Source organism: Mesorhizobium sp. M0518 (assembly GCF_040321125.1).
Lineage (GTDB): Bacteria > Pseudomonadota > Alphaproteobacteria > Rhizobiales > Rhizobiaceae > Mesorhizobium.
In genome coordinates, this window is the sequence record NZ_JAMYQY010000015.1 from 138,012 (window position 1) to 161,940 (window position 23,929).

Sequence of the window (23,929 nt, forward strand, 5' to 3'; positions counted from 1 at the left end):
GCTGACTTCACCTGAGCGCCGCGCCGGCTTCCAGTTTCTGGCCTGCTTCATATCGGCAGGAACACCGTCAGCGGGCTGAGCCGCGGCGGATGTCGAGACGCGGCCCGGCACCAAAGACGACCACGTGGAGAAGGCCGGCGCCAGATCAGCCCGACCATCGCCGTCAGGATCATCGCACCATCCGCTTGGCGGACCGGGTCAAGATCGCCACCGGCGGCAAGGTGATTGCGTCTACTTTTTCCTGATGGGGATCTCGCGCAAAACACCTTGCTTCCGCGAAACGGCTCGATCGAGGAATGCTATTCCCTAGATTAGTCTATTAAAACCATTTACTTTGATATTTGGCTCCCGGCCCTACCCTGCCAGCTCAACCACGATTGCTTGCAGGATTCCGGAACCGACAATGAGCAAGACCATCCGCTTCAATGCCTTCGAAATGAACTGCGTCGGTCACCAGTCGCCCGGCCTCTGGCGCCACCCGCGTGACCGGTCCTGGGACTACAAGGATCTGGAGTATTGGACAGATCTCGCCAGGCTTTTGGAGGCCGGGTTCTTCGACTCCGTCTTCATCGCCGATGTGATCGGCTATTATGATGTCTACAAGGGCAACCTCGACAATGCGTTGCTGCAAGGCGTGCAAATCCCGGTGAACGATCCGTTGCAGCTCGCCAACCCGATCGCCTTGGCCACCAAACATCTCGGCATCGGCATCACGGCTTCGACGAGCTTTGAGCATCCCTACACCTTCGCACGCCGCCTCTCGACGGCGGACCACCATACCAAGGGCCGTATCGGCTGGAACATCGTCACGTCCTATCTGGAGAGCGGGGCCAAGAACATCGGCCAGGGCGGGCTGCGCAGCCACGACAATCGTTATGACGTTGCAACCGAATATGTCGAAGTCCTCTACAAGCTGTTCGAGGGCAGTTGGGAAGAGGGAGCCGTGCTGCGCGACTAGGAGCGCGGGATATTTGCCGATCCGACAAAAATCCACGAGATCGGCCACAAGGGAAAATATTTCGATGTGCCGGGCTTTCACCTATGCGAACCTTCGCCACAGCGCACGCCCGTTCTCTTCCAGGCCGGCGCCTCGGGTGCCGGCAAGCAGTTCGCCGCCGGCCACGCCGAATGCGTGTTCATCTCGACGCCTCTGAAGGATGCCACCCGCGCCTATGTCGCGGAAATCCGCAAGCGCGCCGCCGAGCAGGGTCGCGATCCGAAAAAGGTGCTGATCTACGCGATGGCAACCATCATCGTCGATGAAACCGACGAAAAGGCACGGGCTAAATATCAGGATTACGCGAACCACGCCTCCTATGACGGCGCCCTGGTCCTGATGTCTGGCTGGACCGGCATCGATTTCGGACACTACAAACCGACGGATACGGTCAAGAAGGTCAAGACAAACGCGATCATCTCCGCCGTCGAGCATCTGGCCGGAGGCGACAAGGTCTGGTCCATCGAAGAGCTTGCAAAATGGGGCGGCATTGGCGGTCTCGGGCCGCTTTTCGTGGGATCGCCATCGACGATCGCCGATCTTCTGCAGGAGTGGGTCGAGGAAACCGACATCGACGGCTTCAACCTGGCTTATGCGCTGGCGCATGACAGCTTTGCCGACGTCATCGGATACGTCGTGCCGGAACTGCAGAAGCGCGGGGTCTACGCGACGCAGTATCGCGAGGGCACACTGCGCGAAAAGCTGTTCGGCGAAGGCCCCTATCTGCCGGCAAACCATCCGGCCCATCGCTTCCGCGACATCGAACGCGTCAAGCGCGACGAGGCCGCGGCGCAATCAACCTTGACCGAAGGGCATGCCCGCCAATCCGAACCGGCCTGACATCATCCCTGCACGGCGCCGGAGGGAAAGCGGCCCGCGCCGCCGGACCGTCGGACTTTGCCTCTGTCAGCCACCATGGAGCGCTGAATTCATGACAACGCCATCCGCACCCGCATTGGAAGTCAAGAACATCTCCCTCGCATTCAAAGGCGTGAAGGCGATCTCCGATCTAAGTTTCGAGGTGGCGCCTCAGGAAATCTGCGCCCTGATCGGCCCGAATGGGGCGGGAAAAAGCTCGCTGCTGAACATCCTGAACGGCGTCTATGTTCCCGATTCAGGCGAGATCATCTTCGAGGGCGAACATTTCCATCGGATGCAGCCGCTGGAGGCCGCGCGCCGCGGCATCGGCCGCGGGTTCCAGAACAACGCGCTGTTTTCGGGAATGAGTGTCGCCGACAATGTCATTGCCGGCCTGTCCAGGCATGCTCGCGCAACGCTCCTGGAAGAAGCACTGCTTTTGCCGCGCGCACGCGCCGAGGCGCGCCGTTTCCGCGAGCGCGCCCATGAAGTCCTGCGCCTCTTCGATCTGGAGCGGCATGCCGAGACCACCGTGGCCTTGCTGCCCTACGGCGTGCAGAAGAAGGTCGAACTAGCGCGCGCCATTGTCGCGGCTCCCCGCCTGCTGCTTCTCGATGAACCGCTGGCAGGCATGAACAGCGCCGAGAAACAGGAAATCGCGCAGATCATTGCCAGGCTGAACCGCGACCTGAAGCTGACGATCGTGCTGATCGAGCACGATATCGGCATCGTGCTGAAGCTCGCTCACCATGTCGTCGTGCTCGATTACGGGCGCAAGCTGGCCGATGGCGCGCCGGATACCATTCGCGACAATCCCGAGGTCATCGCCGCGTATCTGGGCCACGACAAGGTTGAGATCGCCGCATGAACATGTTTCTCGAAACCCTCATCGGCGGCCTGCTGGCGGGCACGATGTACTCGCTCGTCGCCATCGGCTTCGTGCTTATCTACAAGGCCTCCGGCGTCTTCAACTACGCGCAGGGGTCCATCCTGCTGTTTGCAGCCCTGACCTTCGTGTCGCTGACCGATCAGGGTGTGCCGGTGCTGGTGGCGCTGGCGATCACGGTGGTCGTGCTTGCGCTGATGGCAGTCGGGATCGAGAGGCTGATCCTGCGCCCGCTCGTCAACCGCAGCCCGATGACGCTGTTCATGGCGACGCTCGGGCTGGCCTACATCGTCGAAGGGACAGCCCAAGGGCTCATGGGGTCGCAGGTCAGGGCGCTCGATCTCGGCATCGAGGATCTGCCGATCTTCCTCGGCGACATCATGATCAGCCAGTTTGATCTCACCGCCGCCGCAGTCGCGCTCGTCCTGGTGGTGGCCCTGTCGCTGCTGTTCAACAAGACCCGCCTCGGAGTTGAGCTCAGGGGCGTGGCCGACGATACTCGCGCCGCTCTCTCCATCGGCATCGATGTCAACCGCATCTGGCAGATCGTCTGGACCATTGCGGGGCTCGTCGGGCTTGTGGCCGGTCTGCTCTGGGGCGCCCGCCAGGGCGTGCAGTTCTCATTGTCGCTGGTGGTGCTGAAGGCCCTGCCGGTGCTCATCATCGGCGGCTTCACCTCTATTGCCGGCGCCATCGTCGGCGGGCTCGTTGTCGGTGCAACGGAAAGCCTAGCCGAAACCTATATCGGCCCCTTCCTCGGCGGCGGCATCACGCCCTGGTTTGCCTATGCGCTGGCGCTCGCCTTCCTCTTCATCCGCCCCGCCGGTCTGTTTGGCGAACAGAAAATCGAAAGAGTCTGAATCATGTCCGATATTGAACTCCGGCTTACCGGCGGCATAGGCGAGGGCGCAAGCACCCGGACACTGGTCGGCATAGCCGCGGCTGCCCTGATTGTTGCCCTACCTTTCCTCGCCACGGAATACTGGATCAATGCTATCGCCGTGCCGTTCCTTATTCTGTCGCTGGCAGGTCTCGGCCTCAACCTTTTGACGGGTTATGCCGGCCAGATATCGCTCGGCGCCGGTGCGTTCATGATGGTGGGCGCCTATGCGGCATTTGCCTTCCAGCTGCGGCTGCCCGAACTGCCGCTGCCATTGGCACTGATAGCAGCCGGCATCGTCGCCGGCGCGGTCGGGTTCGCCTTCGGCTTTCCCTCGACCCGCATCAAGGGTTTCTATCTGATCGTCAGCACGCTTGCCGCGCAGTTCTTCTTCGAATGGCTGTTTCTCAAATTTCCGTGGTTCTACAACGGTGATCCGTCTGCCACGATCTCGCTTCCAGCGGGTCTGTCCGTCTTCGGCATCGATCTCAACAGCCCGCACGGACGCTATTACCTGACGCTCGCCAGCGTCGCCGTGCTGACCTGGCTTTCCTACAATCTCGTGCGCAGCCAGCCCGGTCGCAACTGGATGGCCCTCCGCGACATGGATACGGCAGCGGCCGTGATCGGCGTGCCGATCCTGCGCGCGAAACTCCAGGCCTTCGCCGTATCGAGCTTCATCTTGGGCATTGCGGGCGCACTCTGGGCATTTGCGTATCTCGGATCGGCCAGCGTGCAGAGCTTCGGCCTGACGCGATCCTACCAGATACTCTTCATCATCATCATTGGCGGCATGGGCACCATTCGCGGCGCTTATTTCGGAGCCGCCTTCGTCAGCCTGTTGCCGCTGGCGCTCGACTGGCTGTTCCAGCGGCTGCTCGGCGGCCATGTCGACGCCGGACTGCTTCAAAACATCCAGAAGGTGATCTTCGGGGTCCTCATCCTCTGGTTTCTCATCAAGGAACCGGAGGGACTAGCCCGCTTGCTGCAAAGACAGCGTGGAGATTTAGGCAATCGCCGCCTTGCGCGGCTCAAAATCAGGAGACAGACGTGAAGAAACTGATCATTGCCGCGCTTTTGGCGGGTGGCGCCTTCGTGGCGAGCCCCGCCACGCTCAACGCCGCGGATGTGTCGCAATATATCCCGCTGCCGACCTATCGTGTCGGTGCCTACGCCTCTTCGGGCGAACTCTGGTGGGCAGGCGAAAGGGACTATTTCCGCTATATCAATGAGGTCGAGGGCGGCATCGACGGGATAAAACTCAACTACGAAGAGTTCGAGACCGAGTGGAGCCCGGACCGGACTGTCGAGGTCTACGAGCGGGTCAAGGGCGGCAAGGATGGTTCGCCGATCGCTTTCTTCTTCACGCACGGTACGCCCGCGACCTATGCGCTGCTCGAGAAGGCTGCCGCCGACAAGATCCCGCTGATCGATCCGGCCGGTGGGCGCACCGAATCCATCGACGGCAGGGTGTTCCCGTATGCCTTCCCGCTGCTGTTCAGCTATTACAGCCAGGCCTCGACCGGCATCAACTATATCGCGTCCAAGGTCGGTGGGTTCGATAAGCTCAAGGGCTTGAAGATAGCAACCGTCTATCACGACAGTGTCGACCTGCTCGCCAAGAAATACGGCTTCGAGAACATCCAGATCCCCGTCGCCGATCCAGGCAATGAACAGTCGCCGCAATGGCGCCAGGTCCATGAGCTGAAGCCGGACTGGGTGTTCTTGCGCACCTGGGGTGTCTCCACCGTGGTGGGCATCAAGACGGCAGCCCGCTTCGGCTTTCCGGCCGATCATATCATCGGCGACGTCTGGGCCGGCTCCGAATCCGACGTCATCCCGGCCGGGAAGGCGGCGATCGGCTATTCCGCCCTTGCGCCTTATCCGGCGGGGGCCGATTTCGAGATCCATCAGCGGCTCAAGAAATTCATTCTCGACGCCGGCAAGTCCGACCTGCGCGATCAGAAGTATTTCGGCGCCGTCAATTACAATGTCGGTCTGGTCAATGCCGCGCTCGCCGTGGAGGCGCTCCGCACCGGCTACAAGAAGTTTGGCGCTCGTCCCCTGAATGGCGAGGAAGGCCGGTGGGCCTTCGAGCATCTGACCATCGACGAAAACCGTCTCAAGGAGATCGGCTTTGTCGGCCTGCTGCAGCCGATCCAGATCACGCCGCTTGACCATGAAGGCGGCGGCGCTGCCCGCATCCAGAGCTGGGATGGCAAGAAGTGGGTTCTCCAGACCGACTGGATCAAGGCCGACCACGGAGCGCTACGGCCGCTGATCGAGCAGCAAGCCGCCGCCCAAGGAACACGGCATCGCACCGCGTACGCCAGATACCGAAACCAATTGATATTCCACTTGATAGTCCCACCGGGGGAGGGGCGTCGTGCCCCTCCTTGCCTGAAACAGGAGTTCACCATGCACCAAAAGCTCGCCATGCACCAAAAGCTCTTGCGCGCTGCCCTGGCGGCTGCCACTTCGTTGCTGCTGCTTGCCAGTGCAGCCAAGGCCGTTGAAACCCAGCCGGGTCCCGACAGCGACAAACAGTTTTTCCCGATCGCCAGCTATCGCGTCGGCCCCTATGCGGCGTCGGGCGCTTCCATCTGGGCCGGGCAGATCGATTATTACCGCTATATCAACGAAGTCGAAGGCGGCATAAACGGCGTCAAGATTGCCTGGCAGGAATGCGAGACGGAATGGACGGCCGAAAAGGGCATCGAATGCTATGAGCGCTTCAAGCACGGGCTGAACGGCGCTCCGGTCGCCGCCTATTTCCCGAACGGCGCGCCTGCCGCCTATGCACTTTCCGACCGCGCGGCCGCGGACAAGATACCGCTGGTAACACTTGCCTACGGTCGCACCGAGGCCACCGACGGGCGTGTGTTCCCCTATATCTTTCCGGTCATGGTGACCTTCTACAGCGAGGCGTCGGCGGTCGTGAACTATGTTGCCGAGCGCGAAGGCGGCTTCGACAAGCTCAAGGGAAAGAAGATCGCCACCGTCTACCATGACAGCGCCTATGGCCGCGAGACGCTTGATCCGCTCGCCCTTCTGGCAAAGAAATACGGTTTCGAGAATATCCAGATTCCCGTTGCCGATCCGGGCAGCGAACAATCCTCGCAGTGGCGGCAGGTCCGCGAAGCAAAGCCGGACTGGGTGTTCCTGAGAACCTGGGGTGTTTCGACGCCGGTAGCCATCAAGACCGCGGTGCGTTTCGGCTTTCCCGCCGACCACATCATCGGCGATGTCTGGGCTTCGTCCGAGGAAGACGTGATCCCGGCCGGCGAAGCGGCGAAGGGATATCTGGCGCTGACGCCTTATCCGGCCGGCGCCGACTTCAAGATCCACGAGCGTTTGAAGAAGGACATCATCGACGCCGGCAAGTCCGACCTGCGCGATACCAAGGCTTTCGGCAGCGTCTATTACAATTCAGGTCTCGTCGGCGCCCTGCTCTCTGCGGAGATCGTTCGGCAGGCCCAGGCCAAGTTCGGCAACCGCCCGATCACCGGAGAAGAAGGCCAGTGGGCGCTGGAGCACCTGAAGCTTGATGACGCAGCCCTTGAAAGGGCAGGTTTCCGAGGCCTGGTGCAGAACCTCCAACTGACGCCCGCGGACCATGAGGGCGGCGGCGCGGTGCGAGTGCAGCAATGGAACGGGTCCAAATGGTCTCTCGTCAGCGACTGGGTGCAGGCCGATCGCACAACGCTGCGTCCGTTGATCGACGCGAAATCCGAGGCCTATGCCAAGGAGCATGGAATTACGCCCCGCGATATCGGCAGCAACTGACAGGACGCGGCGGCCGCTTTGACGGTTTCCCACGATAAGGAGAAACGCCATGACCACGACATCGAAGCCGTCGCCCCGGCGGCTGATCAGGACACCCTTCTCGAAGTGTCGGGCATCGAAGTCGTCTATGGGGGCGCCATTCTGGCCGTCGCCGATGTGTCGCTGACGATCGGCAACGGCGAAATCGTTGCTTTGCTTGGAGCCAACGGTGCCGGCAAGAGTACTGTGCTCAAGGCGATTTCGGGCCTGGCCAGCGCCGATCGGGCCAAGGTGCGCCGGGGGCATATTCGCCTCGACGGTGAGGATATTCTCGGGCTTGCGGCCAACAGACTGGCAACGCGGGGCATCGTCCACGTCATGGAAGGGCGCCATGTCTTCTCGCATCTGACGGTCGAGGAGAACCTCTTGACCGGCGCATTTCTGCACCGGCCAAGCCGCAAGGAGCTGCAGCGTCAGCTCGATGACGTCTACGGCTGGTTTCCACGCCTGCGCGACAAGCGGCGCACGCATGCCGGGCTTGCGTCCGGCGGCGAACAGCAGATGCTGGCCATCGGCCGGGCGTTGTTGACGCAACCAAGGCTCGTCCTGCTCGACGAGCCCTCCATGGGGCTCGCACCGCGCATCGTTCAGGAAATCTTCGCGATCATCGCGCGCCTTAACCGGGAGAAAGGGACGGCCTTTCTGCTGGCGGAGCAGAATGCGGCTCTCTCGCTTGCCTACGCACAGCGCGGCTATGTTCTTGACACCGGCCGCGTGGCGCTCGAAGGGCCGGCGGCCGACCTTGCAGCGCGTGACGATCTCCACCGCATCTATCTGGGCGACGCGCCCTGACGCAGTCGTCGCGTTCGATCCGCGAATGTCTTCGAGGATGCATCTCGCGGGCAGAGGCCGGCGGGTGAGGTCCGACCGTCGAGAAGGCCGGGCCGGCTACCGGTCGCCGATCAACGCGGCGCGTAGCGCCTGGATCTGCCGGTTCAAGGCATCGAGCTGCGCCAGCGTCATGCCCGAGCGCTCGATCAAGGCTTCATTCAGGCAGTTGCATTGCACCAGCAGCCCGCGCCCGGCTGATGTCAGGTCGACCTGCACCTGGCGTTCGTCGGTCTGGCTGCGCTGGCGGGTCACCAGCCCGGCCTGCTCCATTCGCTTTACCAGCGGCGTGACGGTGCTCGATTCCAGAGCGAGCCTGTGGGCGATCGTGCCGACCGACATGCCGTCAGCCTCTCCAAGCGCGTTCAGTACCAGGTACTGCGGATAGGTGATGCCCATCTCGTCCAGCATAGGCTTGTAGCTGCGGTTGATGGCCATGCTGGTGGCATAGAGCGTGAAACAGAGCTGATTGTCCAACGGGAGAGGCACGGCGCATTCCTTTTGCCAATATGGGCGTCAATTCGATACCACGAAAAATAATATCGCGATATATATTTTTGTGGACAAGGGTTTTGAGTCGCGCTAGCTAAATCGTTATCGCGATATCGTTTATCGCGAAAATAACAGAAGGAGATTGAGATGACCTCGCAAACCAAGCCCAGTTCCGGCAGCGGTACGATCACCACCAAGGACGGAACGCAGATTTACTACAAGGACTGGGGGACCGGGCAGCCTGTCGTCTTTCATCACGGCTGGCCGTTGAGCAGCGACGATTGGGACGCTCAGATGCTGTTCTTCCTGTCACAGGGCTACCGTGTCATTGCACATGATCGTCGTGGCCACGGCCGCTCGACCCAGACCGATATCGGCAACGAGATGGATACCTATGCCGCCGACGTCGCGGAACTCACCGCTCATCTGGACCTCAAGAACGCCATCCATGTCGGCCATTCGACCGGCGGCGGCGAAGTGGCGCGCTATGTCGCCAAATACGGCGCCGAAGGCCGTGTCGCCAAGGCGGTGCTGATCGGCGCGGTGCCGCCGATCATGCTCAAGACCGCTGCCAATCCCGGCGGCCTGCCGATCGAGGTCTTCGACGGCTTCCGCTCCGCCCAGGCAGCCAATCGCGCCCAGTTCTTCCGCGATGTTCCCGCCGGTCCATTCTATGGGTTCAACCGCCCGGGCGCGGACATCTCGCAGGGCGTCATCGACAATTGGTGGCGCCAGGGCATGATGGGCGGCACCAAGGCGCATTATGATTGTATCAAGGCTTTCTCGGAAACCGACTTCACGGAGGATCTGAAGGCAATCGACGTGCCGGTCCTGGTCATGCACGGAGACGACGACCAGATCGTTCCGATCGCCGACTCGGCGCTGCTGACGATCAAGCTGCTCAAGAAGGGCGAGCTTAAGGTCTACGAGGGTTTTCCGCACGGCATGGCCACAACCCATGCCGATGTCATCAACGCCGACCTGCTGGCCTTCTTCAAGGCATAGGGCTTTCCGAATAGCCTACAAAAATGCACCCGCCATCAGGCGGGTGCATTTTTTGTGAGGTTCAGATTAGCGTGATCTAGGCAACTAACTGCGCTTTGCGTGCTTCCTTCATGTTCGGCAGGAACACGGTGAGCAATCCAAGAAACGGCAAATACGAGCAGATCTGGAAGACGAAATCGATGCCCTTCATGTCGGCGACGATGCCGAGCACGGCCGCCGCGATGCCGCCCATGCCGAAGGCGAAGCCGAAGAAGATGCCGGCGATCATGCCGACGCGGCCCGGCACGAGCTCCTGCGCAAAGACGACGATGTTCGAGAAGGCCGAGGACAGGATCAGGCCGATCAGCACCGTCAGCACCATCGTCCATTCCAGATTGGCGTAGGGCAGGGCGAGCGTGAAAGGCAGCACGCCGACGATGGAGAACCAGATCATCGCCTTCTGTCCGTAGCGGTCGCCGAACGGGCCGCCGAGCAGGATGCCCAGCGCCGAGGCACCGAGGAACAGGAACAGCATGACCTGCGACATCTGCACCGAAACGCCGAACTTATGCATGGAATAGAAGGTGTAGTAGCTGGCGAGGCTGGCGATGTAGGCATTCTTGCTCAGCACCAGCAATGTCAGCACGATCAATGCATTCGTCACCTTGCGGCGCGGGAAAGGCGAAACGAAGCTCGCCGCCTTGCGGGTGCCCTGCGCGGCACGCAGCCGGCTGTACCAGCCGCCGACCTGCCACAAAACGATGATGCCGATCAGCGAGCCGACGGCGAACCAGGAAATGCTGGTCTGGCCGAACGGCACGACGATGAAGGCCGCCAGCAGCGGCCCCATGGACTGGCCGAAATTGCCGCCAACCTGGAACAGTGACTGCGCCAGGCCGAAGCGGCCGCCGGAGGCGAAGCGGGCGATGCGCGAGGATTCCGGATGGAAGATCGCCGAGCCGATGCCGATCAGCGAGGCGCCGATCAGCAGCAGCGAATAATGCCCGGCATAGGCGAGCACAATCAGGCCGATCAGCGATGACGCCATGCCGTAGGGCAGCGAGTAGGGCATCGGCCGCTTGTCGGTGATCATGCCGATCACAGGCTGCAGCAGCGACGCGGTCACCTGGAAGGTGAAGGTCAACAAGCCGATCTGCCAGAAATCGAGGCCATAATTCTCTTTCAGGAGCGGGTAAATGGCCGACAGCAGCGACTGCATGATATCGTTGATGCAATGGCAGAAGCTCACCGCCAGGATGACGGTGAAGGCCGTCGCCTGGGCTGAAGCGTGACTGGTGGTCGCCGGTGGGGCGACGCTGGCGGCTATCGTATCGGTCAAGGTAGGCTCCGTGGTCTTTTTGGCGGGCAGGCCCGCAGGCAGTTGACGGACGCACCTGCGGCCGCCTTGTCGGACGCTCCTGTGGAGCGCTTGGGACGGTGCCTTATAAGCTGCTTGCGGGATGACTTCTTTCGTGGTTTGGTCCAATAGTTTCGCAAGTGGGCCATATCGGATGCCGCACGGCAAAGAAGTCTTTCACGCTGGCAACGCCAATCTCGGCCAGTTGCACGAGAGCCGCTGGCAGTGGCTTGAGCAAGTGGCCGGGCCGGCGGTGGCATTGCCGACCGAATATCCCGATGGCTACCGTGTGCCGCAGCACCGCCACAGCCGCAGCCAGCTCTTGCATGCGCTTGTCGGCGTGGTGTTGGTGACGACGCGCTACGGGCGCTGGATGGTGCCGCCGGACCACGCGATGTGGATTCCAGCCGGCACTGAGCATTCCGTCGAGATGCTGGGCGATGTCTCGATGCGTTCGGTCTATGTCATGCCACAGGCGATCCCCGGGCTGCCCGAAGGCTTGCGCGTCGTCGGCGTCACCGACCTGATGCACAGCCTGATCGTGGAATCGGAAAAGCTGCCGCAAGGCGGCGTTCTGGAAGGACGCGGTGGGCTGATCATGAACCTTTTGCTGCACGAAATCCCGACCTTGCCGGAACGGCCTCTCGGGCTGCCATTCCCGTCCGATCCGAGGCTGTCGGCGCTGTGCCGGCGCTTCGTCGCCGCACCGTCGCCGCACGCGACGATCGATGAATGGGCGGATGCCGCCGGCATGAGCCGGCGTTCGTTCACGCGCGCCTTCCAGCGCCAGACCGGCCTGTCGCTGTCGACATGGCGCCAGCAGGCCTGCCTGTTCGCGGCGCTGCCCAGGCTGGCGGACGGCGAGCCGATCACCAGGGTGGCGCTCGATCTCGGTTATGACAGCGTGCCGGCCTTCATCACCATGTTCAAGCGCATGCTGGGGACCTCGCCGCGCGGCTATATGCGCGGCGCACGAGAGAGCGTCGAGGTCGCTCGTCGCCTGATCGGGCCGGTTCGGTTGGAAAGCTCTGCGCCGTAACGGCAGGTGCTGTTCTAGAAGCATCTCACCGTTTCACGGAAACGGCGATCTGCTCTAACTCTTTGTTTTGACGCGGTTCTAGACGGAAAACCGCTTCACACTTTTCCTGGAATTGCTCTAGTCGAACAGGCTCGACACCGATTCTTCGGTCGCGGTGCGCGAAATGGCTTCGCCCATCAGGTCGGCGATCGAGATGACGCGGATGTTGGGAGCATCGAGCACGCCCTGCGTCGGCTGGATGGAATCGGTGATCACCAGTTCCTGGAGCTTCGAACCGCTGATGCGGGCAACCGCGCCGCCCGACAGCACGCCGTGCGTGATATAGGCGGTGACGCTGGTGGCGCCGTTGGCCAGCAGCGCATCGGCGGCGTTGCACAGCGTGCCGCCGGAATCGACGATGTCGTCGATAAGCAGGCAATCCTTGCCGGCGACCGCGCCGATGATGTTCATGACTTCCGATTCGCCGGGACGCTCGCGGCGCTTGTCGACGATGGCCAGTTGCGCATCGAAGCGCTTGGCCAGCGCACGGGCGCGGACCACGCCGCCAATGTCGGGCGAGACCACCACGACGTTGCCGAGCTGCTTGTATTTGGCCTTCACGTCGCGGGCCATCACCGGCACGGAAAACAGATTGTCGGTCGGAATGTCGAAGAAGCCCTGGATCTGGCCGGCATGCAGGTCAAGCGTCAGAACGCGGTCGACACCGGCGCGGGTGATCATGTTGGCGACCAGCTTGGCCGAGATCGGCGTGCGGCCGGAGGCGCGGCGGTCCTGCCTGGCGTAGCCGAAATAGGGGATGACCGCCGTGATGCGCTTGGCCGAGGAACGCATGAAGGCATCGATCATGATGAGCAATTCCATCAAATGATCGTTGGTTGGGAACGAGGTCGATTGCAGGATGAAGACATCCTCGCCGCGCACGTTTTCCTGGATTTCGACGAAGATTTCCTGGTCGGCGAAGCGCCTGACCGTGGCTTTGCCCAGCGGGACGTTGAGGTACCGGGCGACCGCTTCGGCCAGCACCCTGTTGGAATTGCCCGCGAAGAGTTTCATGCACGGTTCCTGGTGGAGGATGATGAGACCTGACGGACTCGCTTGCGCCCTTTAACCGGGCTTTTAGCGGCCCGCGCCGGTATTGCAAGCGCCGAGATCGGGAATCCGCCGGCTAAACTCAAGAAAGCTCCGCGCCATCGCCGGGCTGCAACAGGGAGCAGCGGACTTGCGCTGCCCCTTCTTCTCGTCGGGCATCGGATTTTCCCAAAACCGTCTCCACTTTTGGGTCCGATGCCTCTAGCCCGCCTTGCCGCCGAGCCAGGCCGCGAATTGGTCGATGGTCTGATCGGCGATCGTCTGCATGGTGGCCGGCGAGACCCCCTTCCAGCTGTCGCCGCCCGCGCTGGCGCCGGAATTGACCGACGGAGCCTTCTGCTGACCATTGATGCGGTGCAGCCGGTTGCCGGCGGGGTCATAGATATCCCAGACGTAGATGACGGTGATGTCGGCGCCTTCCGACATCGTCGAGAAATAGCCCTTCAGCACATGTGTCACGGTCTGGTCGGCGCTGCCGGCGAGCGTGATACCGCGCTGCCTGGCGCGGGTCTGCAACTCCGCCGTCAGAGGTGTCGCGGCTTCCACCGAAGCGCCGACGATCGGCGCGATCTGCAGGCGGGTCTTCGACAGGATGGCAGCGCTTTGGGCTGATGTGACCGGTGCGGCGGTGGTTGCGGGAGCGCCCGCCGTGCTGGTGGCGGGCAGCGTCTGGGTCGACGTCGCCGGCGGCGTGATCGCCGACGGTTCGAGCACGTCCTTTGCGTTGGTGCAGGCGGCAAGAGCCAATGCCACAAGCAATGACACGGTCGTCACATGCGATCGTCTCATTTGCCTTCTAACTCCTTGGCGAAGAACGCCTCCCACTGTGGATTCACTGTACGATCAAGTCGAGATCATGGCGGGACAGCGGCTTGGGCTGGGATTCGGTGGTCAGGTAGGTGCGGCCAAGCGTCATCGCCGTCTCGGTATCGGAGTCCATGATGATCATATGGGCGAACAGCGTCATGTTGGGCGCGATCGGTTCGGGATTGCCCTGGTAGAACATCGGCATGTCCATCCAGGACGGGGTGAAGCGGGCGCCGACTGAATAGCCGCAGGCGTTCAGCCGGTGCTTGGTCAGGCCGTGCGCCTCCATGGTGCGGGCATGCGCATCGAAGACGTCGCCGAAGCTGTTGCCCGGCGTCATCGCCTTTTCGACAGCCAGAAGGGCCGCGCGGGCGGCGTCGAACAGTTCCTGATGGCGCTTCGACACCTTGCCGGTCAGCACCGTGCGCATCATCGGTGCGTGGTAGTGGTTGAAGACGCCGGCCCATTCGAGCGTCAGCTGGTCATTTTTGGTGAGCTTGCGGCGGCCGGCCTTGTAGCGGCACAGCAGCGCATCGACGCCGGAGCCGATGATGAATTCGTTGGCCGGATAGTCGCCGCCGCCGGCAAAGATCGCACCCTGCATGGCGGCCAGGATCAGGGCTTCGTCGCCGCCTTGCTTGATCAGCGGCAGCGCCGCGTCGAGCGCATCATCGGAAAGATTGGCGGCCTTCTCGGCCTTGGCGACCTCGGCCGGGCTCTTGAACAGGCGCAGACGGCCGACAATGCCGGACGCATCGGCGATCTGGCCGAAGGTCTGCAACTGTTCGTCGAGCCGTCGGCCATTGAACGCGGTCAGGCCATGGGTGTCGTATTCGACGCCGATGCGGGCGCCGAGCAGGTCGAGTTCGTTGAGCAGATTGCGCAGGTCGACCGCCGGATTGGCGCCGTTGCGGTCCGTCCACAAGACGATGTTGTCGATAATCGAGGTCTGACGCGCCTGGCGCAGGTCGGCCGAGCGGGTCAGAAGCACCATCGAACCGTCGGCCTTCACCACCAGGCACTGGAAGAAGCAGAAGCCGAACGTGTCGTAGCCGGTCAGCCAGTACATGCTTTCCTGCGCGAACAGCAGGATGGCGTCGAGCTTCTTTTCGGCCATCTCGATGATCAGCCGGTCGCGCCGCGCGTCAAATTCAGATCGTTCAAAATGCAGCGCCATTATTCCCTCTCCAAGACAATTGCCGAAACCTGCCGGCCGTAATCGGGCTCCTTGCGATGCGTGGTGCGCCGGTAGGAGTAGAACAGGCCCTCCTCGGCGTAAGTGCAGCGGTCGAGGCCCTCAGCCGTCACGCCGGCCTTGGCCAACCGGTCAACCGTGTAGCGGTTGAGGTCGAACATCGCATGGCCGGCATTGGCGGACGGCGCGAAATAGAGGATGTTTTCGGCGTCGGCTTCGACAAAGCGGGCGACGAATTCCGGGCCGATCTCGTAGTTTTGCGGGCCGATGGAGGGGCCCAGCACGGCGACGATGTTTTGACGCCGGGCGCCGAGGCTTTCCATTGCCAGGATGGTGTTTTCGAGCACGCCAGTGAACGCGCCTTTCCAGCCGGCATGCGCGGCGCCGATGATGCGCGCCTGGGCATCAGCGAACAACACGGGACCGCAATCGGCGGTCGAAGCGCCGATGGCGATGCCCGGTCGGTCGGTGACGATGGCGTCTGCCTTGGGCCGCTCGCCGGCAAAGGGCTCCCTGGCGATGATGACGTCGGGCGAATGGATTTGCCAGGCGGTTAACAGATGGCTCGCCGGCACGCCCATCCATGCCGCGACACGGGCGCGGTTCTGCGCCACAAGCATCGGGTCGTCATTCGATCCGGTGCCGATGTTGAGGCCCTGGTAGATGCCGCCGGAGACACCGCCGACGCGGGTGAAATAGCCGTGGCGAATGCCTTGTGCCCGCGCCTTGTCCAGCAGCGGCGACCGAACGGGATCCGGTTTGGTCTGATTCAGCATGCGGGCGTTGTTGTCCGTGTGGGCGGTTTCGTCAAGAAGAAGGTGCTTGGTCGAGAACAGGCGCTGCAAAGCGCGGACGGGAGATTGGGAGGGGTGGCGGTAAAAAGTCAATCCGCCCCAGCGAAGGGCCGAACCGCCACGCCGCGGGGCAGTACCGCAAGCACCTTGAACAGCTCGCCCATGGCTTGCGGCCCTGCGAGGCGCTCGACGTCCCCGGCGATCCTTTCGCGCGCCGCCTGGCCGGCATCGGCGCCAAGCCGGCCGGCGCGCTCGAGGATACCCATGCCGAGGAGGAAGTCGCCCTGTGTCGTCAGATGAGCTTCGAGGCCATGTGCACGCACGATCATGGCAAGGGCGGCGAAATCGACATGGGAGGTGAGGTCGGCCTCACCGGGATTGGCCAGCACATCTTCGTGATCGTGGCTGCGCAAGGCCTGAAGCGTGTCCCCGACACCCGGCTGGAAATGGCCGTAGTCGAGAAACAGGCCAACGCCGCCATGCCTGGATATGCGCTCGGCGATCGTTGCCATGAGCGCGGTGCGGGCAGGCGCCACTTCGGCAATCGCGCCTTGCGGCGCTTGAGTGGCATCGGCGGGCAGCAGCGTCGGGTCGACCGAACCGGCGCCGGCGAAGAAGCAAAGGTCGTTGGTCTCGTCGAGGCCGACCATGCGCTCGCGCCAGCCGGTGCCGGCTCGGACGAACTGGCGGATGGGCACGGCGTCGAACAGTTCGTTGCCGACGATGAACAGCGGTTGCTGCGGCAAGGTCTCGATGGTTTCATGCCAGCCAACCGCGAAGGGTGTGGCGCCAAGCGTCTGCTTCTGCACCTCGGTCAGGCGCGGGCTGGTCTCGATCATGGCGAAGGTGGCGCCGCTGGCCAGATCAGGATCGAGCCGCGACAGCGTACGCAACATGTCCTTCATCAGCGTGCCGCGGCCGGGGCCGATCTCGGCGATGGTGGCCGGCAGCGGCCGGCCGCTCGCCTGCCACGCCTGGTACATCCACACGGCGACCAGTTCGCCGAACATCTGGCTGATTTCCGGCGCGGTGATGAAGTCGCCGCCCGCACCAAAAGGCTCGCGCGTCGTGTAGTAGCCGTCCGCCGGGTCGAACAGGCACAGCGCCATGTATTCGTTGATCGGAAGTGGCCCCAATGCCTCGATCAGGTCGACGATGCGGGTTTTCAGCCGTGTCATGCCGGCTGCGGCTGCGCCACCGGCCTGGCGGTCAGCATCGCCCAGATACCGGCCAGCACCATCGGCGTCGACAGGATCATGCCCATGGTCAGCCAGTTGGTGCCGAGGAGGTAGCCGAGCTGCTGGTCGGGCTCGCGGAAGAACTCGACGAAAATGCGCGACAGGCCGTAGCCGCAGATGAAGGCGCCGCCGACGAAGCGCGGCGTCTTCAGCTTGAGGCGCGAATGGGTGAGGATGCGCAGCACGAGGAACAGCACCACGCCTTCGAGAAGCGCCTCGTAGAGCTGGCTCGGGTGACGGGCAAACGGCCCGCCATTGGGGAATTCGAAAGCCCAGGGCACGTCGGTCGGGCGCCCCCATAGCTCGGAGTTGATGAAGTTGGCGACGCGCACCAGGCCAAGGCCGACCGGCACGCCGGCCGCCACGACGTCAAACAGCGACCAGATGCGGATGCCGCGCTTGATGGAAAACAGCGTCATGGCGAGGATGACGCCAAGCAGGCCGCCATGGAACGACATACCGCCTTGCCAGACCGCCAAGATGTCGAGCGGGTGGGCGATGTAGCGTGGCAGATCATAGAACAGCACATAGCCGGTGCGGCCGCCCAGCACGACGCCGATGGCCGCCCAGACGATGAAGTCGTCGAGATCCTCCGGCTTCATCGGCAGGACGCCGTTCGGCCATAGCTTGGCATTAGAGGCGAGCCGCTTGGCATACCACCAGGCGAACAGGATGCCGACGATATAGCCGAGGCCATACCAATGCACCGCCAGCGGCCCGATCTGGATGAGGATCGGGTTGATGTTGGGGAAGGGTAGGGAGGCCAGAGGCAGCAGGAAATATTCGTTCAACGGGGAACTCTCGGTTGCGAACGTGTTTGCGCGCGGACCATGCGGCAGGGTTTTGGCAGGGTCAAGGCAAGGTGGGCGCCCTCGACTTGATGCCGCAGCGCGGCGCAACATGCTTGCATTCGACGCGCGGCGCCATTACCTCATTTCGAGCAAGCGAGGATTTGCCATGTCGACCGGACCGAACCGCATTCTCGATGAATTCGCCAAGCTGATGACCGATGCCGCCGGCGCTGCCCAGGGCGTGCGCCGGGAGGTGGAGACCGCCTTCAAAGGCCAGGCCGAACGCATCCTCAACACCATGGACGTGGTGCAGCGCGAAGAGTTCGAGGCCGCGCGCGAGATGGCCGCCAAGGCCCGGGAAGAAAACACCCGCCTTGCCGCCCGTATCGAGGTGCTCGAGGCGAAGCTTGCGGAACTGGCCGGTGACGCCGCACCGGCGGCGGCGGCCAAGCCCCGCACAAAAAAATAATCGTTAAACTTTTCCACATAGCCCGATCCTGAAAAGCGCTTTGCCGTGAATCGCTTAACGGCATTGCATGAATCTTTGTGACAGCGGCTTTCCACATGCGAATGACGCAGTGCGAAAAATTGGGCTGTTCACGCGACTCCCGATCAATAGACTGAATTTGTTGCATGATTCGGAGCAGGGTCATGCGACCGGGCGGTGGGGTCCGGTCTGGGGTCTTTGCGTCGAGAAGTCGTCTTTTGCGCAGGAAAGTCCTGGCCGTCCGAGTTCTAGACAAGATTGTTCGTTGTGTGTGCCCTCCCGCGGAGCGTGTGGCGGCGCTCGTACAGAACGACAGGAAGCATTCCATGGAACTTCTCGAACTCGAATTCTCCCGCGAAATCCATCCGGTGGATGTTATCGAGCAGGTGGCCCACAACAACGACTGGTCCTTTGAGCGGGCAGGCGACGACGAGATTTCGATCTCGGTTGCCGGAAGCTGGACCGACTATCACGTCTCCTTTTCGTGGATGGAGGATTTCGAAGCGCTGCACCTAGCCTGTGCCTTCGACATCAAGGTGCCGGAGACCCGCGCGCTGGAAGTGATGCGGCTCTTGTCGTTGATCAACGAGCAGATGCTGTTTGGCCATTTCGACCTCTGGGAGCAGGAGGGCGCGATTATGTTCCGCCAGTCGCTGCTGCTGGCCGGCGGGGTCGAGCCGTCGAGCCAGCAGGTCGAAGTGTTGCTGTCGTCGGCGCTGGAAGCCTGCGAATGCTATTTCCAGGCGTTCCAGTTCGTCGTCTGGTCGGGAACCTCGGCCAAGGACGCCCTGGCCGGCGTGCTGTTCGAGACCTACGGCAACGCCTGAGTCCCCGTGAGGCAGACAAGACCAAGATGAGTTCGAACAGCGAGCGCAAGCCCGAGATCAGTTTTGCCGATTTCGATCGTGTCGACATCCGCGCCGGCACGATCGTCGAGGCCGAACCGTTTCCCGAGGCGCGCAAGCCCGCATTCAAGCTGAAGATCGATTTCGGCCCCGGCATCGGCATCAAGAAATCGTCGGCGCAGATCACCAAATATTATACACCGGAGACGCTGATCGGCCGGCAGGTGTTCGCGGTGGTCAATTTCCCGCCGCGCCAGATCGGTCCATTCATGTCGGAAGTGCTGACGCTCGGCTTTCCCGACGAAGAGGGCGCTGTGGTGCTCGGAGCGATTGAGCGCAAGGTGCCGGATGGCGGGCGGTTGTTTTAGGCTAGAGGAACGACCGTCGTTCCTTCGCGCTCCCTCCGTCCTGCTGATGTCGAACAGTACGATGCCGCCAGCCTTGAGTCAGGCCGCCAGCTTGCGCGTTGTGCCCAGTGCTTCCTCGACCGTATCGAGAAACATCTCCGCACAGGCTTTCCAGCTATAGCGCATGGCACGTTCGCGGGCTTCGGCACGGTCTACATTGAGCGCGGCAAGCGAGGCCTCGCGCAGATCGTTGGAGACCGCGCCGCCGAAGCCGTCGCCGACGATGTCGACCGGCCCGGTCACCGGATAGGCGGCAACCGGCGTGCCGCTGGCCAATGCCTCGATGATGACGTTGCCGAACGTGTCGGTGCGGCTCGGGAAGACGAAGACATCGGCCGAGGCATAGATCTCGGCCAGTTCGTCGTTGGGGCGATGGCCAAGGAAATGCGCTTGCGGATATTTTGCCTTGAGCCTGGCAAGCTCGGGGCCTTCGCCGACGATCACCTTGCTGCCCGGCAGGTCGAGGTCGAGAAAGGCGGAGAGGTTCTTTTCGATGGCGACGCGGCCGACGCAGAGGAAGACAGGGCCGGGGAAGCCGAGATCCTTCTTCTTGTCGGGCCGGAAATGGTCGGTGTCGACGCCGCGCGTCCACGGCCGCAGCTTGGTGAAGCCGCGCGCTGAGAGGTCGTCTGCGAGCGACTGGGTGGCGACCAGCGTGCCTTGGCCGGAATTGTGGAAATCGCGCAGCCAGCGATAGGCCCAGCTTTCCGGCACCGGCAGCCGTGCGCTGAGATATTCGGGGAAGCGCGTGTGATAGCTGGTGGTGAACGGCCTGCCGGCATTGCGGCAATAGCGCCGCGCCATGATGCCGAGCGGTCCTTCGGTGACGATGTGGATGTGGTCGGCTCTGCCGGCGTCGATCAGGCGCGCGACATGGCCGGGCGTGGTCAGCGCCAGCCTGATGTCGGGATAGGTCGGCAAGGGCAGGGTGCGAAAGATGTTCGGCGTCAGGAAATCCACGGCGACATCGAAGGATTTCAGCGTCTCGGTGAGCCGCTCCAGCGTGTGGACAACGCCGTTAACCTGCGGCCGCCAGGCATCGGTGACCATCAATATGCGCATGGCGGCCCTTTGCAGGAAAGGTCGACGGTTGCCTTGAGACGATGCCGGAACGGCGACCAGCCCGCTGCTCTCGCTTCGCTCCAGCGCACCCGGACGGGCACGGGGTCGAAGTGAGGCGGCAAGGCCGAATCGATTGAGGTCGCGCGCTTCATGCACGCTCTTGATCATGGTTTCATGACGGGCGGATGAAGCCGGTTTCCACTTTTCGGAATCGTGCCCCGTTATGCGGGAACCTTGATGACAGCGCGCAGTCCGCCGAGCGGGCTGTCTTCAAGGGTGATGTCGCCGCCATGGGAACGGGCGATGTCGCGGGCGATCGACAGGCCGAGCCCGGTGCCGCTGGCATCGAGGTTGCGGGCCTCGTCGAGCCGCACGAAGGGTTTGAACACGTCTTCGCGCCGGTCAGCGGGGATGCCCGGACCATCGTCGTCGATGGTGACCAGCAGCGAGCCGCGGCCATGGGTGGCGTTGACTTCCACCGTCTTGGCATAGCGGAAGGCGTTGCCGATCACGTTGGACATCAGCCGGGCAAAGGCGTTCGGCCGCACATGCACGTCGGGGTCTCCGGCAAGCGTCGTCGACAGCTTGCGCTTGCGCAGCCTGGCCTCCTCGTCGAGTTTCTCGAAATAGGCCTCGAGATCGAACCGTCCGGCGTCTTCCGAAGCCTCGCCACGGGCAAAGGCGAGATAGCCTTCGAGCATCGACTGCATGTCGTCGATGTCCTGGTCGAGCGCGGCCTTGGTCTCGGCCTTGCCGCCGGAAAGCGCCAACTGCAGCTTGAAGCGGGTGAGGATGGTTCGCAGGTCATGGCTGACGCCGGTCAGCATGGCGGTGCGTTGCTCGATCTGGCGCTCGATGCGCTCGCGCATCTGCATGAAGGCAAAGCCGGCGCGGCGAACCTCCTCGGCGCCGCGCGGCCGGAAGTCGCGCGGCATCGGCCGGCCCTTGCCGAAACTTTCGGCGGCTTCGGCGAGCATCAGGATCGGCCGGATCTGGTTGCGCAGGAAGGGGATGGCGATCATCAGGAGCACCAGCGAGGTGCCGACCATCCAGATCAGGAAGATGTGGGTGTTGGAGGCATAGGCCTGGCTGCGGCGCACGAAGACGCGCAGCACCTTGCCCTCGAGCTGCACGCGCACCTCGACGATGTTGGAGTTGCCGACCGTGTCGATCCAGAACGGGCGGTTGATCTGGCGGGTGATCTCGGACGAGAGAACATCATCCAAAATCGAGAAAAACGGCTTTGGACCGGGCGCGGGCAGTGGGTCGGGCGGCAAGAGGTCGACCTTCAGCTGCATGCGGTCCTGGGCGATGCGGATGATGTTGGTGTAGTCGGCATCGCGCGGATAGGTCTCGATCAGGTCGATGATGGCGGCAATGTCGCGCACGGTGGCCTGCGACAGGCGCTGCGTCACGGTTGCCCAATGACGTTCCATGAAGACGAAGGCGACGACCGATTGCAGCAGGATCATCGGCGCGATGACGATGATCAGCGAGCGGGCATAGAGCCGCTTGGGCATATAGAGCGAGACGAGGCGCCAGAAGCGGTTCCAGGCGCGCGGCACCGCCTTCAGCGTCCGCGCGGCGCGTGCGCTCAAGCCGCCATTGCCCGGCTGTTCCAGTTCCGTGGTTGCCATTCGCTCATTTCGCTTGCCCGCAGCCGCTCAACAGGCCGCAGGCGGCATTCTATTCCACGCTGAGCCGATACCCAATACCGCGCACGGTCTGCAGCCAGACCGGGTTGGACGGATCGCGCTCGATCTTGCGGCGCAGCCGGTTGATCTGGACGTCGATGGTGCGCTCGCCGACCTCCGAATCGTCACCGACAAGCTCGTGGCGGGGTATCGTCTCGCCGGCCCTTGCCGCGAAGATCGCCAGGATCTCCTGTTCGCGGTCGGTCAGCTTCAGCGCCTCGCCGCCACGCTTCAATTCGCGCCGGGCGATCTGGAAGGTGTAGGGGCCGAAGACCAACTGCTCGACCTTGGGCGTGGTCGCCGGGCCACCACGGCGAAGGATGTTGTTGATGCGCAGGATCAGCTCGCGCGGATCGAACGGCTTCGGCAGGTAGTCGTCGGCGCCGGCCTCAAGCCCTGAGATGCGGCTGTCGGTCTCCGACAGGGCCGTCAGCATCAGGATCGGTACGTTCTTTTCGGCCCGCAGCGACTTGGTCAGGTCGACGCCCGTCTCACCCGGCATCATGACGTCCAGCACCAGAAGGTCGAAGTCGAGGCCGGCAAGCTTGCGCCTGGCTTCGCCGGCATTGCCGGCGACGGTGACGCGAAAGCCGTTTTCGGTCAGATACTGCTTGAGAAGATTGCGGATTCGGGTGTCGTCGTCGACCACAAGCAGGTGTGGCGCGTCGTCGTCCGGTGCGGCCGCGTGATCGACCCGTTCAGTGCTCTCCATGGCTTTTCCCTGACATTTTTGCGGACCCAACGTCGATCTGCGCCCTCAGTTCCGGATTGACCATCGCTTCGAGGAACCGTTCCACCAAGGTTCGTTCGGCTATTCCGGAATCTCCCAATGCAGCATGGATGCGGCGCGACTGTGGCCGCGCCAGCGCCAACGCCAGCGCACGGCCCTTGGCCGTCGGGTAAAGCTCGCGCTGGCGGCGGTCGCGCGGACCTTGCAACTGCACGACATGGTCGGTGTCGATCAATTGCTTGAGCACGCGGGCCAGGCTCTGCTTGGTGATCTTCAGCACGTCGAGCAGTTCGGCGACCGTCAGGCCAGGCCTGCGGTTGACGAAATGCAGCACCCGGTGATGGGCACGGCCGAAGCCGTAGTCGGCCAGGATCTGGTCCGGATCGGAGGTGAAGTCGCGATAGGCAAAGAAGAGCAGTTCGATGATGGCGAAGTCGATGCCGTCCTCGACCGACATCGCGGTCCTGATCGGTTTTCCGGCGGCTGGGCTTCGATCCGTCATTATTTCTCCGTGGGAAAGAGAGATTATGTCAGTACTATTGACGTAATTTCCCTGCAATGGTAATTTTTGACAAGCTTTTGGGCGGATTGCGAACGAAAAGGCAAGGGAAGCCGGTTTTTCCGGAATTTCCTAAGTTTGCCAG

The 23,929-nt window shown here is 62.7% G+C and carries 23 protein-coding genes and 2 pseudogenes; 12 read left to right on the top strand and 13 right to left on the bottom strand.

Annotation, left to right across the window (positions count from 1 at the left end):
* The first annotated feature begins 403 nt into the window (after positions 1–403).
* The 7 genes and pseudogenes from NKI66_RS21735 to NKI66_RS21765 all read left to right on the top strand — a co-directional run bounded on the left by NKI66_RS21735 (position 404) and on the right by NKI66_RS21765 (position 8,238).
* Positions 404–1,837, top strand: a pseudogene (locus tag NKI66_RS21735) (LLM class flavin-dependent oxidoreductase).
* A gap of 91 nt (positions 1,838–1,928) precedes the next feature.
* Entirely contained in the window at positions 1,929–2,723 is a 795-nt protein-coding gene (locus NKI66_RS21740) for an ABC transporter ATP-binding protein (RefSeq protein ID WP_031212725.1), read from the top strand.
* On the top strand, positions 2,720–3,601 hold the full coding sequence (locus NKI66_RS21745) for a branched-chain amino acid ABC transporter permease (protein ID WP_023809823.1): 882 nt from the start codon (positions 2,720–2,722) through the stop codon (positions 3,599–3,601). Before NKI66_RS21740 ends, NKI66_RS21745 begins: the two co-directional genes overlap by 4 nt.
* A gap of 3 nt (positions 3,602–3,604) precedes the next feature.
* A complete protein-coding gene (locus NKI66_RS21750) occupies positions 3,605–4,675 on the top strand; it encodes a branched-chain amino acid ABC transporter permease (protein ID WP_023809822.1) in 1,071 nt (356 codons plus the stop codon).
* Positions 4,672–5,971: pseudogene (locus NKI66_RS21755) on the top strand (ABC transporter substrate-binding protein). Before NKI66_RS21750 ends, NKI66_RS21755 begins: the two are co-directional and overlap by 4 nt.
* A gap of 86 nt (positions 5,972–6,057) precedes the next feature.
* Positions 6,058–7,407, top strand: coding sequence for an ABC transporter substrate-binding protein (locus tag NKI66_RS21760; RefSeq protein WP_023809821.1), 1,350 nt, complete (start codon positions 6,058–6,060; stop codon positions 7,405–7,407).
* A 60-nt stretch (positions 7,408–7,467) separates the two neighbouring features.
* Complete coding sequence (locus NKI66_RS21765; RefSeq protein ID WP_023809820.1) at positions 7,468–8,238, top strand: ABC transporter ATP-binding protein; 771 nt, start codon at positions 7,468–7,470, stop codon at positions 8,236–8,238.
* 96 nt (positions 8,239–8,334) lie between these two features.
* Here NKI66_RS21765 and NKI66_RS21770 read toward each other — a convergent pair whose 3' ends face one another.
* Positions 8,335–8,763: a MarR family winged helix-turn-helix transcriptional regulator gene (locus NKI66_RS21770; protein WP_023809819.1), complete on the bottom strand. Its 429-nt coding sequence runs from the start codon at positions 8,761–8,763 to the stop codon at positions 8,335–8,337.
* A 150-nt stretch (positions 8,764–8,913) separates the two neighbouring features.
* Between NKI66_RS21770 and NKI66_RS21775 the strand changes: the two genes are divergently transcribed.
* A complete protein-coding gene (locus NKI66_RS21775) occupies positions 8,914–9,771 on the top strand; it encodes an alpha/beta fold hydrolase (protein ID WP_023809818.1) in 858 nt (285 codons plus the stop codon).
* A gap of 76 nt (positions 9,772–9,847) precedes the next feature.
* Here NKI66_RS21775 and NKI66_RS21780 read toward each other — a convergent pair whose 3' ends face one another.
* Complete coding sequence (locus NKI66_RS21780; protein WP_023809817.1) at positions 9,848–11,089, bottom strand: MFS transporter; 1,242 nt, start codon at positions 11,087–11,089, stop codon at positions 9,848–9,850.
* 172 nt (positions 11,090–11,261) lie between these two features.
* On the opposite strand from NKI66_RS21780, the gene NKI66_RS21785 reads away from it, so the two are divergent.
* Positions 11,262–12,146 carry an AraC family transcriptional regulator gene (locus tag NKI66_RS21785; RefSeq protein ID WP_023809816.1) on the top strand — a complete coding sequence of 295 codons (885 nt, stop codon included), beginning with the start codon at positions 11,262–11,264 and terminating at the stop codon, positions 12,144–12,146.
* Between the two features lie 117 nt (positions 12,147–12,263).
* On the opposite strand, the gene NKI66_RS21790 is transcribed toward NKI66_RS21785, so the two are convergent.
* The 7 genes from NKI66_RS21790 to lgt form a co-directional block, all read right to left on the bottom strand.
* A complete protein-coding gene (locus NKI66_RS21790; RefSeq protein WP_013530002.1) occupies positions 12,264–13,199 on the bottom strand; it encodes a ribose-phosphate pyrophosphokinase in 936 nt (311 codons plus the stop codon).
* 63 nt (positions 13,200–13,262) lie between these two features.
* Positions 13,263–13,394, bottom strand: coding sequence for a hypothetical protein (locus NKI66_RS21795; protein WP_280940280.1), 132 nt, complete (start codon positions 13,392–13,394; stop codon positions 13,263–13,265).
* A 42-nt stretch (positions 13,395–13,436) separates the two neighbouring features.
* Positions 13,437–14,024: a hypothetical protein gene (locus NKI66_RS21800; RefSeq protein ID WP_023809815.1), complete on the bottom strand. Its 588-nt coding sequence runs from the start codon at positions 14,022–14,024 to the stop codon at positions 13,437–13,439.
* Positions 14,025–14,067: 43 nt separating this feature from the next.
* On the bottom strand, positions 14,068–15,219 hold the full coding sequence (locus NKI66_RS21805; RefSeq protein ID WP_352721648.1) for a M24 family metallopeptidase: 1,152 nt from the start codon (positions 15,217–15,219) through the stop codon (positions 14,068–14,070).
* Positions 15,219–16,013 carry a peptidoglycan editing factor PgeF gene (gene pgeF, locus NKI66_RS21810; protein WP_023809813.1) on the bottom strand — a complete coding sequence of 265 codons (795 nt, stop codon included), beginning with the start codon at positions 16,011–16,013 and terminating at the stop codon, positions 15,219–15,221. The genes NKI66_RS21805 and pgeF overlap by 1 nt, the downstream gene beginning before the upstream one ends.
* Before the next feature lie 107 nt (positions 16,014–16,120).
* Entirely contained in the window at positions 16,121–17,209 is a 1,089-nt protein-coding gene (locus NKI66_RS21815; protein WP_023809812.1) for a class I SAM-dependent methyltransferase, read from the bottom strand.
* The gene (lgt, locus tag NKI66_RS21820) at positions 17,206–18,060 is read right to left on the bottom strand and encodes a prolipoprotein diacylglyceryl transferase (protein WP_023809811.1); all 855 of its coding nucleotides are present in this window, start codon (positions 18,058–18,060) and stop codon (positions 17,206–17,208) included. The genes NKI66_RS21815 and lgt overlap by 4 nt, the downstream gene beginning before the upstream one ends.
* 166 nt (positions 18,061–18,226) lie before the next feature.
* On the opposite strand from lgt, the gene NKI66_RS21825 reads away from it, so the two are divergent.
* The 3 genes from NKI66_RS21825 (at position 18,227) to NKI66_RS21835 (ending at position 19,760) form a co-directional block, all read left to right on the top strand.
* Positions 18,227–18,529, top strand: coding sequence for an accessory factor UbiK family protein (locus NKI66_RS21825; protein ID WP_023809810.1), 303 nt, complete (start codon positions 18,227–18,229; stop codon positions 18,527–18,529).
* Between the two features lie 344 nt (positions 18,530–18,873).
* Positions 18,874–19,374: a type III secretion system chaperone family protein gene (locus tag NKI66_RS21830; RefSeq protein ID WP_013893499.1), complete on the top strand. Its 501-nt coding sequence runs from the start codon at positions 18,874–18,876 to the stop codon at positions 19,372–19,374.
* Between the two features lie 26 nt (positions 19,375–19,400).
* The gene (locus NKI66_RS21835; protein WP_023809809.1) at positions 19,401–19,760 is read left to right on the top strand and encodes a tRNA-binding protein; all 360 of its coding nucleotides are present in this window, start codon (positions 19,401–19,403) and stop codon (positions 19,758–19,760) included.
* 78 nt (positions 19,761–19,838) lie between these two features.
* Here NKI66_RS21835 and NKI66_RS21840 read toward each other — a convergent pair whose 3' ends face one another.
* The 4 genes from NKI66_RS21840 to NKI66_RS21855 all read right to left on the bottom strand — a co-directional run bounded on the left by NKI66_RS21840 (position 19,839) and on the right by NKI66_RS21855 (position 23,787).
* Complete coding sequence (locus NKI66_RS21840) at positions 19,839–20,861, bottom strand: glycosyltransferase family 4 protein (protein ID WP_023809808.1); 1,023 nt, start codon at positions 20,859–20,861, stop codon at positions 19,839–19,841.
* A 221-nt stretch (positions 20,862–21,082) separates the two neighbouring features.
* Positions 21,083–22,498: an ATP-binding protein gene (locus NKI66_RS21845; RefSeq protein WP_023809807.1), complete on the bottom strand. Its 1,416-nt coding sequence runs from the start codon at positions 22,496–22,498 to the stop codon at positions 21,083–21,085.
* Between the two features lie 49 nt (positions 22,499–22,547).
* Positions 22,548–23,267 carry a response regulator gene (locus tag NKI66_RS21850; protein WP_013530014.1) on the bottom strand — a complete coding sequence of 240 codons (720 nt, stop codon included), beginning with the start codon at positions 23,265–23,267 and terminating at the stop codon, positions 22,548–22,550.
* The gene (locus NKI66_RS21855; RefSeq protein ID WP_023809806.1) at positions 23,254–23,787 is read right to left on the bottom strand and encodes a MarR family winged helix-turn-helix transcriptional regulator; all 534 of its coding nucleotides are present in this window, start codon (positions 23,785–23,787) and stop codon (positions 23,254–23,256) included. The genes NKI66_RS21850 and NKI66_RS21855 overlap by 14 nt, the downstream gene beginning before the upstream one ends.
* Positions 23,788–23,929: the final 142 nt, after the last annotated feature.

What these genes read in the sequence shown, in the direction of transcription:
- NKI66_RS21845 (WP_023809807.1), bottom strand. Translation starts at nt 22,498, where the DNA reads ATGGCAACCACGGAACTGGAACAGCCGGGCAATGGCGGCTTGAGCGCA.
- NKI66_RS21740 (WP_031212725.1), top strand. Translation starts at nt 1,929, where the DNA reads ATGACAACGCCATCCGCACCCGCATTGGAAGTCAAGAACATCTCCCTC.
- NKI66_RS21855 (WP_023809806.1), bottom strand. Translation starts at nt 23,787, where the DNA reads ATGACGGATCGAAGCCCAGCCGCCGGAAAACCGATCAGGACCGCGATG.
- NKI66_RS21760 (WP_023809821.1), top strand. Translation starts at nt 6,058, where the DNA reads ATGCACCAAAAGCTCTTGCGCGCTGCCCTGGCGGCTGCCACTTCGTTG.
- NKI66_RS21825 (WP_023809810.1), top strand. Translation starts at nt 18,227, where the DNA reads ATGTCGACCGGACCGAACCGCATTCTCGATGAATTCGCCAAGCTGATG.
- NKI66_RS21790 (WP_013530002.1), bottom strand. Translation starts at nt 13,199, where the DNA reads ATGAAACTCTTCGCGGGCAATTCCAACAGGGTGCTGGCCGAAGCGGTC.
- NKI66_RS21840 (WP_023809808.1), bottom strand. Translation starts at nt 20,861, where the DNA reads ATGCGCATATTGATGGTCACCGATGCCTGGCGGCCGCAGGTTAACGGC.
- NKI66_RS21830 (WP_013893499.1), top strand. Translation starts at nt 18,874, where the DNA reads ATGGAACTTCTCGAACTCGAATTCTCCCGCGAAATCCATCCGGTGGAT.
- NKI66_RS21750 (WP_023809822.1), top strand. Translation starts at nt 3,605, where the DNA reads ATGTCCGATATTGAACTCCGGCTTACCGGCGGCATAGGCGAGGGCGCA.
- NKI66_RS21785 (WP_023809816.1), top strand. Translation starts at nt 11,262, where the DNA reads ATGCCGCACGGCAAAGAAGTCTTTCACGCTGGCAACGCCAATCTCGGC.
- NKI66_RS21800 (WP_023809815.1), bottom strand. Translation starts at nt 14,024, where the DNA reads ATGAGACGATCGCATGTGACGACCGTGTCATTGCTTGTGGCATTGGCT.
- pgeF (WP_023809813.1), bottom strand. Translation starts at nt 16,013, where the DNA reads ATGCTGAATCAGACCAAACCGGATCCCGTTCGGTCGCCGCTGCTGGAC.
- NKI66_RS21795 (WP_280940280.1), bottom strand. Translation starts at nt 13,394, where the DNA reads ATGCCCGACGAGAAGAAGGGGCAGCGCAAGTCCGCTGCTCCCTGTTGC.
- NKI66_RS21745 (WP_023809823.1), top strand. Translation starts at nt 2,720, where the DNA reads ATGAACATGTTTCTCGAAACCCTCATCGGCGGCCTGCTGGCGGGCACG.
- NKI66_RS21815 (WP_023809812.1), bottom strand. Translation starts at nt 17,209, where the DNA reads ATGACACGGCTGAAAACCCGCATCGTCGACCTGATCGAGGCATTGGGG.
- NKI66_RS21805 (WP_352721648.1), bottom strand. Translation starts at nt 15,219, where the DNA reads ATGGCGCTGCATTTTGAACGATCTGAATTTGACGCGCGGCGCGACCGG.
- NKI66_RS21850 (WP_013530014.1), bottom strand. Translation starts at nt 23,267, where the DNA reads ATGGAGAGCACTGAACGGGTCGATCACGCGGCCGCACCGGACGACGAC.
- NKI66_RS21775 (WP_023809818.1), top strand. Translation starts at nt 8,914, where the DNA reads ATGACCTCGCAAACCAAGCCCAGTTCCGGCAGCGGTACGATCACCACC.
- NKI66_RS21835 (WP_023809809.1), top strand. Translation starts at nt 19,401, where the DNA reads ATGAGTTCGAACAGCGAGCGCAAGCCCGAGATCAGTTTTGCCGATTTC.